Origin of the sequence: Dactylosporangium sp. NPDC051485, assembly GCF_040682015.1 — a bacterium.
Taxonomy (GTDB): domain Bacteria; phylum Actinomycetota; class Actinomycetes; order Mycobacteriales; family Micromonosporaceae; genus Dactylosporangium.
This window is the reverse complement of the sequence record NZ_JBFAZW010000115.1, coordinates 23,456-33,330: the sequence shown is the minus strand read 5'-3', so window position 1 is coordinate 33,330 and position 9,875 is coordinate 23,456. Positions and strand designations below refer to the sequence as shown.

Sequence of the window (9,875 nt, the reverse complement as noted above, 5' to 3'; positions counted from 1 at the left end):
GCCTTCGGCGCCGGTGGGGCGGGGAGCCGGCCCCTGACCCGGGCGCGGCACCGGGTCCGGCGGTTGGCCGCCGGCCGCCCAATCTCGTGGTGGGCCCCGGCGGGCCCCGGCCGCGGCCACCTCGGCGCGCAGGTTCGCGGTTGCCGCGACGCCGGCCGTCCCCCGGCGGTGTCACCCTGTGTCGCCACCTCGTTGCCGCCGGTCGCGCGGGCTAGGGCTCGGCCGGCGGGCGGACGAACGCGCCCTCGACCGCGCGGACCTCGACCGCGCCGCCCTGGGCGACGGCCGGGTTGGTGGCCGCGAGGCGCACGGCGGCGTCCAGGTCGGGGGCGTCGAGGATGTAGAAGCCGGCGACGACCTCCTTGGTCTCCACGAACGGGCCGTCGGTGACGCCCCCGGCCCGGACCGTGGCCGCCTTCGCGGCGGGCTCCAGCGCGAACGCCGCGGCCAGGGCGCCCGACTCCGCCAGCTGCGCGGCGTGGCGCTCGTGGGCCTGCGGGTCGGCCTCGGCGGGTGCCGGGTCCGGGGCGTAGATCAAGATCGTGTACTGTGCCATGGGCGTCGTCCTCGATGTGCGTGCGACGTGTTCGTCCTGCACCGTGCTGTCGAACGGGCGGCGCGAAATCGACAGTCCGGGACTGCGCCGGGGCGAAGGCATCGCACACCCTCGATCGAGATCGTATACGATCCTCCGGTGAGGAACGCATGGACGCCAGGCGCAGGCCGGTCGTGGCGGTGCACGCGGGCGGCGGTGCGGCCACCGGGATCGACGCTCCCGCCCCACGGCATCCGCTTGTACCATCTGGCGCCATGAGCGAGCGAAGGCTGAGCCGCCGCGGGCTGCTGCTGGCCGGGCTGGGCGCGAGCACGGTTGCCGTCGGGGCCGGCGCGGCCTGGTACGGCGGCCGCTTCTCCGGCCCGGCGACGCTGCGCTGGCGCAAGCCGCTGCCCGTCCCGGCCGACGACCTGTACCTGACCGGCGACACGCTGCTGGCCGCCGGTTCCGGCCTGACCGCGTACGCGGCCGGCGACGGGGCGGTGCGCTGGCAGTCCGACATCGGCCGCGGCGACATCGCCCCCGGCCGGTCCGGCACGGCGCCGTTCTCCAGCGACCGGGACTCGTTCGCGATCCGCACCGCGAGCGGCGACTCGGCGGTGATCCGGGTGGCCGCCCTCGGCGACGGGGCGCAGCGGTGGCGGCGCAGCTTCGAGGGGTACCTCGGCAGCGCTTTGCTCACCTGGGGCGGCACGGTCGTCGCCGCGGCGGACTCGGCGTCGGGCCGCGGCCTGGGCGCCTACGACGCCACCGGGCAGCGCTGGTGGCACGGCCTCGAGCAGGCCGACGACGGCCCGTTCGACCTGGCCGCGGGCGGCGGCACGGTGCTCGTGGCGGGCCGGCGGCTCTGCGCGCACGACGCCGCCGACGGCACCCGGCGGTGGAGCCTGGCCGCGGGGGACGGGCTCGCGTTCGGCCGGCCGGCGCTGCACGGCGACTTCGCGGTCGCCCTCGGCATGCGCTACATCGACACCGACTTCGGCTACCGCAACCTGGCCGTGCACGGCATCGACGTGGCCAAGGGCGAGGTGCGCTGGTCCTACGCCGCCCCGGGCGGGTTCCTGCTCGACGGGGTGCCGCCGAAGGCCGGCTCCACCGTCCTGGCCGTGCACGAGGACGGCACCCTGACCGGCCTGGACGTGTCCAGCGGCTGGGAGCGCTGGTCGGGGCGGGCCGACCCGACGGACCTGGCGGTGCTGGGGGACCGGCTGTTCGTCGCCCGGGCCGAGGGGGTGCTCACCGTGAACCCGGTGACCGGGGACACCGCCGACGTGCTGCCGGAGCGCGACGCGTACCGGCTGGCGGCCTCAGGCTCCCGGCTCGCCGTGGCCGCCGGTGACACGCTCGCGCTGTACGACGTGCGGTGAAGCCGTCACGGGGTCACTGCGCCGGGCGATCCTTCTTGGGCAGCTTGGAGACCACCCAGCGGTACGACTCGTCGATCGCCTCGAGGATCTCGTCCTCGGGGATGGCCCCGCCGATGCGCAGCGTGTTCCACCCGGACCGGCCGATGTACGCCATCGCCTTCGCGTCGTGGGGATAGCGGTGCAGCCACTCGTCGGCCGCCTCCCGGGTCGGCGCACACTTGACCCCGACGCCGCCGTCGCCGACGAACGCGAAGATCTTCGGCCCGACCTTGGCCACCACGTCGCCATCCCAGGGCTGGTCCGGCCACGCCCCGGGCTTGCCGAGGCAGTGCGCGAGCAGTTCGTCCCTCGTCATGGAGGTCAAGGTACTCGAGGTGGCGACGATGCCGGATGGGAACGCTCCCGAGGCCAGGGTGCCGGATGCACCGCGCCCGGTCTCACGGGTTAGTTCCGCGGAATTCGGGTTAGTGCCCTCTCATCCGAGTGGAAGGGGGTCGTCATGGCCCGACCCGTCCCAGGCCTCGAGGAGCACCCGGACATCGCCGCGTTGCGTGCCCGCTACGACCAGGTGTCGGAGACACCGGCGGCGCGTATCACCGACGGTCTGCTGGTGCTCGCCGGGATCTACCTGGCCATCAGCCCTTGGGTGGTGGGCTTCCCGCCCTTCGAGGGCAACCTGTCGGTGAACAACTTCATCTGCGGCGTGGCCACCGCGCTGCTGGCCGCCGGCTTCGCGATCGCCTACGGCCGCACCCACACCCTGGCGTGGCTGCCGGTGGTGCTGGGCGTGTGGACCGTGGTCTCGCCGTTCATCATCCAGCGTGGGTTCTTCACGGCCGGCGCCGTCACCAGCAACGTCATCATTGGCCTGATCATGATCGGTCTCGGCCTGGTGGCGATTCGCCCGGCCGTGCTCACCCGCGCACGCTGACGGGGCCGGCACCGGCTGGGCCCGTGCCGCCTCGGCGGTGCGGGGCTCAGCCGGTCTCGCCGTCGATGCGCTGGCGCAGCAGGTCGGCGTGGCCGTTGTGCCGCGCGTACTCCTGGATCAGGTGCAGGTACACGGCGCGCAGCGACATCGGCCCGCGCAGCTCGTCCTCGAACGCGTCGTCGATGGCGTTGCCGGCCACGGCCGCCCGGGACGAGGCCCATTGGTCGAGCAGCCGCCGGTAGTCCCGCTCGGCGTGGTCGGGGTCGATCTCGTCGAACGCGGCGTCCTTCGCCCCGGGCCGCTTGTAGTGGTACCGCACCTCGCGCCCGTGGAAGCGGCCGTGGAACCACTCCAGCTCCACGTCGGTGAGATGGCGGACCAGGCCCAGCAGCGACATCGTCGAGGGCGGGACGGCCGCCCGGGCCAGCTCCGCCCCGGTCAGCCCGGTGCACTTGCCGACCAGGATGGCCCGCTGCCAGTCCAGGAACCCCTCGAGGAGCTCGCGTTCGCCGGCCACGAGTGAGCCGCCGAAGGGTGGCGGCGGCGGAGCGGTCCACGTCATGGACTCGATCGTAAGTGTTGGTTTTACCCGGGGCGGACATGGCAACGTATGCGGCATGTCCGTCCATCCCCGCGCAGGGCAGCCCGCGCAGCGCTCCGACCTCGTCGACGTGCCGCGGCTCATCACCAGCTACTACGCCGTGCACCCCGACCCGGCCGACCCCGCCCAGCAGGTCGCCTTCGGCACCTCCGGGCACCGCGGGTCGAGCCTGCGCGGCTCGTTCAACGAGGACCACATCGTCGCCACCAGCCAGGCCATCTGCGACTACCGGGCTTCGCAGGGGTACCGCGGCCCGCTCTTCCTGGGTCGCGACACCCATGCCCTGTCCGAGCCGGCGACGGTCAGCGCCCTGGAGGTGTTCGCCGCCAACGACGTCACGGTGCTCATCGACAGCCGCGACGGCTTCACCCCGACCCCGGCCGTGTCGCACGCGATCCTGGCCAACCGCCACCGCGGGGCCGACGGCGTGGTGGTCACCCCGTCGCACAACCCGCCGGAGGACGGCGGCTTCAAGTACAACCCCCCGAACGGCGGCCCCGCCGACACCGACGTCACCAGGTGGATCCAGGACCGGGCCAACGAGCTGCTGCGGGGTGGTCTCGCCGGGGTACGGCGGGTGACGTACGCCCAGGCCCTGGCCGCACCGGGCACGCAGCGCTACGACTTCCTCGCCGCCTACTGCGACGACCTGGGCGCCGCCATCGACCTGCCCGCCATCGCCTCGGCCGGCGTGCGCATCGGCGCCGACCCGCTCGGCGGCGCCAGCGTGGCCTACTGGGGCTACATCGGCGAGCGCCACGGCCTGGACCTGACCGTGGTCAACCCGGACGTCGACCCGGCCTTCGCCTTCATGACCCTGGACTGGGACGGCAAGATCCGCATGGACTGCTCGTCGCCGAACGCCATGGCCTCCCTCATCGCCCGGCGCACCGAGTACCGGGTCGCCACCGGCAACGACGCCGACGCCGACCGGCACGGCATCGTCACCCCGGACGCCGGCCTGATGAACCCGAACCACTTCCTCGCCGTGGCGATCGACTACCTGTACCGCAACCGCGAGGGCTGGCCCGCGGCCGCCGCCATCGGCAAGACCCTGGTCTCCTCCTCGATGATCGACCGGGTCGCCGCCGACCTCGGCCGGACGCTGATCGAGGTCCCGGTCGGCTTCAAGTGGTTCGTCCCCGGCCTGCTCGACGGCTCGGTGGCCTTCGGCGGCGAGGAGAGCGCCGGCGCCTCCTTCCTGCGCCGCGACGGCTCGGTCTGGACCACCGACAAGGACGGCATCCTGCTGTGCCTGCTCGCCTCCGAGATCACCGCCCGCACCGGGCGCACCCCGAGCGAGCACTACCGCGACCTGGTGGCCCGCCACGGCGACCCGTCCTACGCCCGCATCGACGTCGCCTCGACCCGCGAGGAGAAGGCCGTCCTGGGCAAGCTCTCCCCGGACCAGGTCACCGCCACCACCCTGGCCGGCGAGCCCATCACCGCCAAGCTGACCGCGGCCCCGGGCAACGGCGCCGCCATCGGCGGCCTGAAGGTCGCCACGGAGTCGGGCTGGTTCGCCGCCCGTCCGTCGGGCACGGAGGACGTCTACAAGGTCTACGCCGAGTCCTTCCGCGGGCCGGAGCACCTGGCCCGCATCCAGCAGGAGGCCCGCGCCGTGGTCTCGGCCGCCCTGACCGCCTGACCGATCCTATGCGGATCCGCGCGCCGGCGTGCTCATTGCGCCGGCGCGCGGTCGTTTCCCTCAGCGGTCAGGCGGGGGTGGTGACCCTTGTGGCTTCCACCCGCGCCGCGGTCGGTTCCCTCGGCGGTCAGGCGACGGCGCGGTCGACCGGCTGGCGGGTCGAGGGGGTCGCGTGGGTGGACGGGCGCTTGAACGCGCGCTGCAGCTGCACCACGATCGACCACGTCACCTCGGCCACCGGCCGCGCCCCGTTGACCTGGATGAGCAGCTCCCGCTGGGCGTAGTAGTCCAGCAGCGGGCGGGTCTTCTCCTCGTACACCTTGAGCCGGTGGCGGATGACGTCCTCGGTGTCGTCGGCGCCGCGGGCCCGGGCCAGGAGCCGGCGGATCAGCTCCTCCTCGGGAACCTCCAGGTGTACCGCGATCTGCACACCGACGCCGAGGGTGCCGGCGATGCGGTACGCCGCCTCGGCCTGCTCCACCGTGCGCGGGAAGCCATCGAGGACATAGCCGCCGGACTCGTTCGCGGCCATGACCGGCTTGCGCAGCATGTCCATGATGATGGCGTCGGGCACCAGCTCGCCCTTGTTGACGATGTCCTCGACCGTGCGGCCGATCGTGGTGCCCTCGGCGATGTGCCGGCGCAGGATGTCGCCGCTGGCGATGTGCGCGATCCCGAACTGCTTGGCGATCGCGTCGGCCTGGGTGCCTTTCCCGGCGCCCGGCGCGCCCACCATCAGGATCCGCTTCGCCCTCGGCGTCGCCGGCTGCACCGTCATTTGCACACCCCTTCGTATGCCCCTGCATCGGCCCGCCGCCGATGGTCCAGCATCGCATCCACGACCCTCGGCGGGGCTGTGGGAAAGCTGTGAATTTGTCCATTCCCGGCTGTGAGGTCGGTGACCCCGCAACCGGGAATGCGGCCGCGCGAAACGGCGTTGGTCCTCTACCGGGTGCCGAGCAGGTCGACGACGAAGACCAGGGTCTCGCCAGGCTTGATCACCCCGCCGGCACCCCGGTCGCCGTAGCCCAGGTGCGGCGGGATGACCAGCTTGCGGCGGCCGCCGACGCGCATGCCGGCCACGCCGCGGTCCCACCCGGTGATGACCTGACCCCGGCCCAGGCCGAAGTCGAACGTGCCGCCGCGGTTCCACGAGGCGTCGAACTCGCGGCCGGTGGAGAGGGCCACGCCCACGTAGTGGACGCTCACCTGCTGGCCGGGAACCGCCTCCGGCCCGTCGCCGACGGTGATGTCCTCGATGACGAGGTCGGCCGGGGCGGGGCCGTCGGGCAGAGTGACCTCGGGCTTGCTCAGCGCCATGCGTTGACTCCTTCGTTACGAAACGTCGCCTCCATCCTGCCTCATGGCGCCGTGCTGCCGGCGCATGCATCCCGTCCGGGTGGCGTTCTGGCTGGTGACGGCCGGCGCCGCCGGGCTGGTGGAGCGCCTCGAGCCATGGTCGCGCAACGAGGCGGAGCACGAGCGGCGTCACGACCCCCACGCCACCCCCGGCTTCACCTCGTGGCTGGACGTGCGCTTGCAGGATTGACGTGCCGGCGGATGTCGAGACGCGGACGGCGGCTGCGACCACCCGGCATGACGAAGCATTCCCCGTGGCTGGGCCTGGCCGTCCTCGCGCTGCCGGCCCTGCTGGTCTCGATCGACGTGTTCGTGCTCCTGCTCGCCCTGCCCCGCATCGGCGCCGACCTGCACGCGAGCAGCACCGAGCAGCTGTGGATCCTCGACGTGTACGGCTTCCTGCTCTCCGGATTCATGATCACGATGGGCACCCTGGGCGACCGCATCGGCCGCCGCCGCCTGCTGCTGCTCGGCGCTGCCGCGTTCGGTGCCGCCTCCGTCGCCGCCGCCTACAGCACCGGCCCGGTCATGCTCATCGCCGCCCGGGCCGCCCTCGGCATCGCCGGCGCCACCCTGGCCCCGTCCTCCCTGGCCCTGATCAGCGGCCTGTTCCCCGACCCACGCCGCCGCGGCCTGGCCATCGGCGTGTGGATGGTCTGCTTCATGAGCGGCGCGATCATCGGCCCCGTCGCCGGCGGCCTGCTGCTGGCGCACTTCTGGTGGGGCTCCGCGTTCCTGCTCGGCGTCCCGGCGATGGTGCTGCTGCTCGTCCTCGGCCCGATCCTGCTGCCCGAGCAGCGCCACCCGGGCACGGGCCGGTTCGACCTGCCCAGCGTCGCACTGTCCCTGGCCGCCATCCTGCCCACGGTGTACGGCGTGAAGGAGCTCGCCCGCACCGGCTGGCGCCCCGTGCCCCTGGCCGCGCTCGCGATCGGCCTGGCCCTCGCCGTGCTCTTCGCCCGCCGCCAGCGCACCCTCGCCGCCCCGCTGCTGGACCTGCGCCTCTTCGCCGACCGCGCCTTCGCGGCGGCCCTGGGCGGGATGTTCGCCGGGACCATGCTCACCGGCGCGATGATGGTCTTCATCACCCAGCACCTGCAGGTCGTCGACGCCCTCACCCCGCGCGCCGCCGGCCTGTGGATCCTGCCGGCCGCGCTGGCCAGCGCCGTGAGCTTCCAGGTCGCCCCGCTGCTGGCCCGGCGCGTGCGCCCCGGCCTGCTCATCGGCGGCGGCCTCCTGCTGTCCGCGGCCGGCGCCGCCCTCGTGGTGCTGGTCCCGGCGTCGGCGGGCCCGCTGCCCGTCATCGCCGCCTTCGTGGTCAGCAACCTCGGCATGGGCCCGATGGCCACCCTGGCGACGGGCATCGTCATGGGCTCGGCCCCGCCGGAGCGGGCCGGCGCGGCCGGGGCGCTCAACGAGGTGAGCGGCGAGTTCGGGTACGCCCTCGGCATCGCCCTGCTCGGCAGCCTCGGCACGGCCGTGTACCGCGCCGTCGTCGACCTCCCGGCCGGCCTTCCCGCCTCGGCCGCCGCCGGGGCCCGGGACACGGCGACGGCGGCCGTCGCCGCGGCGTCGGGGCTGCCGTCCTCCCTCGCCGGCCCACTGCTGGCGGCGGCGCGCACGGCGGCCACCTCGGGGCTGCACGTGGTCGCGGGGGTGTGCGCGATCGTGCTGGCCGGCCTGGCGGTGGTGACCCTGCGGATGCTGCGCCACGTGCCGGTGCTGGCCGCCGCCGCGCCTTCCTCCGGGGAGGAGTCCCGGGACGGGGAGTCTGTGCGCGCGTGAGGCGCTGGGACGGCTACTGCGGCGCCAGGCCGGCCTGGCCCGTGGCTGCACGTCCTCGGGCGCGGATCCGCGTCGCGGCTGCGCGCACGGACACCATTGCTGTCCGGCGGCGAATCCGCTGCCGGACCGTAAGCGGCGCCGAGTTCGGCGGCCCGGGCGTCGTTGCCGCCGCCGTCCTCGGCGCCGTCCTGCCCGTTGTGGCGGGCGCGGCTCCTGCGGCCGCGGACGCGGGCAACGTCGACCGGCGCGGACGCGGTCGACCGCAACCCCAACACGGTGTGGGAGAGCCGGGCAAACGCCTTCCCGCTGCCCATCATGGTCGACCTGAACGCCAACTACCAGGTGTCGCGAGTGGTGCTCAAGCTCCCGGCCGGGTGGCCGGCACGGACCCAGACGATCGCGGTCGCGACCTCGCTCACCACCGACCCGTGGACCACGGTCGCCGACATCTGGCCGTATCTCTTCGACCCGGCCAGCGCGAACACGGTGACCATCACGTTCCCACCGACCAGCGCGCGATACGTGCAGCTCACCTTCTTCGGCAACACGATGTCGCCGTCGGCCTAGCTCGGCGAGCTCGAGGTCTATCCACTGTAGACCAAGGACAACTCCAGAGCCGCCTCGCGGACCTCGGGTGATGGCGAGCCGACCCTGGAAGGCGCAGCTGGTTCGTCTCCCGCCTCTTCACGCGCGCCATCTTCCACAGCGGATGCTGAGCGGCCCGCCCGGCGCCGCCGCCGTTTCGAAACGATTTGGGGCCTGCGGCCCGGTCCGCTAGCATTCCTCCTAGCCGACGCGGGGTGGAGCAACTCGGTAGCTCGCTGGGCTCATAACCCAGAGGTCGCAGGTTCAAATCCTGTCCCCGCTACAAAGAAAATGCAGGTCAGAGCGCGGTTCCCGAAATCGGGGGCCGCGTTCGCGGTGGCCGCGCATCCGACCCGGCGGGGCTGCTCGACCGGCTCGCCCACCGCGACGTCGCCCGACAGTGCAGCAGCGTTGCCGTGCCGCGGATCTCGGCCAAGCCAGAGCCCCGGGGATTGTCGGAGTGGGGCCCGTAGCGGTCGTCATCTGCCGCGGATGTCGTGACGGACCCGCCCGATCGGTATGGTCGTTTCGTCACAGTCCGGCAGGAGGTAGCGACATGACCTATCCATCGAGTTCCGCCGACGTCCATGTGACCGGTCGCCGTGTGGTGGCCACCATCGTCGACGCGGTGCTGCTCGGCTGCCTCGGTGGCATCGTCGCGCAGGTGGCCGGTGTCGAGACCACGGCCTCGGGCTTCAGTTCCACTCGGTTGTCGAGCGGCGGCAGCGTCCTGTGGTTCGTCCTCGTCGTGCTGTACTACGTGCTGCTGGAGGGACTCTTCGGCCGCACGGTCGGCAAGCTCGTCACCGGCATTCGCGTCGTCGACGAGGTCACCGGCGCCGCACCCGGCATCGGCAAGGCCATCATTCGCACACTGCTGCGCATCATCGACGGTCTCTTCGCCTACCTGGTCGGCTTCATCGTCGTGCTGTGCTCGCAGCGCCGCCGGCGCCTCGGCGACATGGCCGCCCGGACCTTGGTCGTGCGCGCCTGACCCGGTCAGGCGAAAAGGCCCTGGCCGACGGGACACGGGGGCAGGGCGG

At 73.2% G+C, this 9,875-nt stretch carries 12 protein-coding genes and 1 tRNA gene; 8 read left to right on the top strand and 5 right to left on the bottom strand.

What is annotated here, in order from left to right; genetic code table 11:
- Positions 1–211: 211 nt before the first annotated feature.
- Positions 212–556, bottom strand: a complete 345-nt coding sequence (locus AB0M46_RS42405; protein ID WP_363345631.1) for a YciI family protein — start codon at positions 554–556, stop codon at positions 212–214.
- Positions 557–810: 254 nt separating this feature from the next.
- Here AB0M46_RS42405 and AB0M46_RS42400 point away from each other — a divergent pair, with 254 nt between their 5' ends.
- Positions 811–1,923: a PQQ-binding-like beta-propeller repeat protein gene (locus AB0M46_RS42400; protein WP_363345629.1), complete on the top strand. Its 1,113-nt coding sequence runs from the start codon at positions 811–813 to the stop codon at positions 1,921–1,923.
- 13 nt (positions 1,924–1,936) lie between these two features.
- Here the strand turns inward: AB0M46_RS42400 and AB0M46_RS42395 are convergent, their stop codons facing one another.
- Positions 1,937–2,278 carry an MmcQ/YjbR family DNA-binding protein gene (locus AB0M46_RS42395; RefSeq protein ID WP_363345627.1) on the bottom strand — a complete coding sequence of 114 codons (342 nt, stop codon included), beginning with the start codon at positions 2,276–2,278 and terminating at the stop codon, positions 1,937–1,939.
- A gap of 144 nt (positions 2,279–2,422) precedes the next feature.
- On the opposite strand from AB0M46_RS42395, the gene AB0M46_RS42390 reads away from it, so the two are divergent.
- The gene (locus AB0M46_RS42390) at positions 2,423–2,854 is read left to right on the top strand and encodes an SPW repeat protein (RefSeq protein WP_363345625.1); all 432 of its coding nucleotides are present in this window, start codon (positions 2,423–2,425) and stop codon (positions 2,852–2,854) included.
- A gap of 46 nt (positions 2,855–2,900) precedes the next feature.
- Here AB0M46_RS42390 and AB0M46_RS42385 read toward each other — a convergent pair whose 3' ends face one another.
- Positions 2,901–3,416: a DinB family protein gene (locus AB0M46_RS42385; RefSeq protein WP_363345623.1), complete on the bottom strand. Its 516-nt coding sequence runs from the start codon at positions 3,414–3,416 to the stop codon at positions 2,901–2,903.
- Positions 3,417–3,471: 55 nt separating this feature from the next.
- On the opposite strand from AB0M46_RS42385, the gene pgm reads away from it, so the two are divergent.
- Positions 3,472–5,103, top strand: a complete 1,632-nt coding sequence (pgm, locus tag AB0M46_RS42380; protein WP_363345621.1) for a phosphoglucomutase (alpha-D-glucose-1,6-bisphosphate-dependent) — start codon at positions 3,472–3,474, stop codon at positions 5,101–5,103.
- Between the two features lie 127 nt (positions 5,104–5,230).
- On the opposite strand, the gene AB0M46_RS42375 is transcribed toward pgm, so the two are convergent.
- Both AB0M46_RS42375 and AB0M46_RS42370 read right to left on the bottom strand, forming a co-directional pair.
- Positions 5,231–5,881 carry an adenylate kinase gene (locus AB0M46_RS42375; protein ID WP_363345619.1) on the bottom strand — a complete coding sequence of 217 codons (651 nt, stop codon included), beginning with the start codon at positions 5,879–5,881 and terminating at the stop codon, positions 5,231–5,233.
- A 167-nt stretch (positions 5,882–6,048) separates the two neighbouring features.
- Positions 6,049–6,423, bottom strand: a complete 375-nt coding sequence (locus AB0M46_RS42370) for an FKBP-type peptidyl-prolyl cis-trans isomerase (protein ID WP_363345617.1) — start codon at positions 6,421–6,423, stop codon at positions 6,049–6,051.
- Positions 6,424–6,487: 64 nt separating this feature from the next.
- Here AB0M46_RS42370 and AB0M46_RS42365 point away from each other — a divergent pair, with 64 nt between their 5' ends.
- The 5 genes from AB0M46_RS42365 (at position 6,488) to AB0M46_RS42345 (ending at position 9,826) form a co-directional block, all read left to right on the top strand.
- Positions 6,488–6,652, top strand: coding sequence for a hypothetical protein (locus AB0M46_RS42365; protein ID WP_363345615.1), 165 nt, complete (start codon positions 6,488–6,490; stop codon positions 6,650–6,652).
- 47 nt (positions 6,653–6,699) lie between these two features.
- Entirely contained in the window at positions 6,700–8,247 is a 1,548-nt protein-coding gene (locus AB0M46_RS42360; RefSeq protein ID WP_363345613.1) for an MFS transporter, read from the top strand.
- 195 nt (positions 8,248–8,442) lie between these two features.
- Positions 8,443–8,814, top strand: coding sequence for a discoidin domain-containing protein (locus tag AB0M46_RS42355; protein ID WP_363345611.1), 372 nt, complete (start codon positions 8,443–8,445; stop codon positions 8,812–8,814).
- 227 nt (positions 8,815–9,041) lie between these two features.
- Positions 9,042–9,115: transfer RNA gene (locus tag AB0M46_RS42350), tRNA-Met, on the top strand.
- Between the two features lie 273 nt (positions 9,116–9,388).
- A complete protein-coding gene (locus tag AB0M46_RS42345; RefSeq protein ID WP_363345609.1) occupies positions 9,389–9,826 on the top strand; it encodes an RDD family protein in 438 nt (145 codons plus the stop codon).
- Positions 9,827–9,875: the final 49 nt, after the last annotated feature.

What these genes read in the sequence shown, in the direction of transcription:
- AB0M46_RS42390 (WP_363345625.1), top strand. Translation starts at nt 2,423, where the DNA reads ATGGCCCGACCCGTCCCAGGCCTCGAGGAGCACCCGGACATCGCCGCG.
- AB0M46_RS42375 (WP_363345619.1), bottom strand. Translation starts at nt 5,881, where the DNA reads ATGACGGTGCAGCCGGCGACGCCGAGGGCGAAGCGGATCCTGATGGTG.
- AB0M46_RS42395 (WP_363345627.1), bottom strand. Translation starts at nt 2,278, where the DNA reads ATGACGAGGGACGAACTGCTCGCGCACTGCCTCGGCAAGCCCGGGGCG.
- AB0M46_RS42365 (WP_363345615.1), top strand. Translation starts at nt 6,488, where the DNA reads ATGCATCCCGTCCGGGTGGCGTTCTGGCTGGTGACGGCCGGCGCCGCC.
- pgm (WP_363345621.1), top strand. Translation starts at nt 3,472, where the DNA reads ATGTCCGTCCATCCCCGCGCAGGGCAGCCCGCGCAGCGCTCCGACCTC.
- AB0M46_RS42360 (WP_363345613.1), top strand. Translation starts at nt 6,700, where the DNA reads ATGACGAAGCATTCCCCGTGGCTGGGCCTGGCCGTCCTCGCGCTGCCG.
- AB0M46_RS42405 (WP_363345631.1), bottom strand. Translation starts at nt 556, where the DNA reads ATGGCACAGTACACGATCTTGATCTACGCCCCGGACCCGGCACCCGCC.
- AB0M46_RS42345 (WP_363345609.1), top strand. Translation starts at nt 9,389, where the DNA reads ATGACCTATCCATCGAGTTCCGCCGACGTCCATGTGACCGGTCGCCGT.
- AB0M46_RS42370 (WP_363345617.1), bottom strand. Translation starts at nt 6,423, where the DNA reads ATGGCGCTGAGCAAGCCCGAGGTCACTCTGCCCGACGGCCCCGCCCCG.
- AB0M46_RS42400 (WP_363345629.1), top strand. Translation starts at nt 811, where the DNA reads ATGAGCGAGCGAAGGCTGAGCCGCCGCGGGCTGCTGCTGGCCGGGCTG.
- AB0M46_RS42385 (WP_363345623.1), bottom strand. Translation starts at nt 3,416, where the DNA reads ATGACGTGGACCGCTCCGCCGCCGCCACCCTTCGGCGGCTCACTCGTG.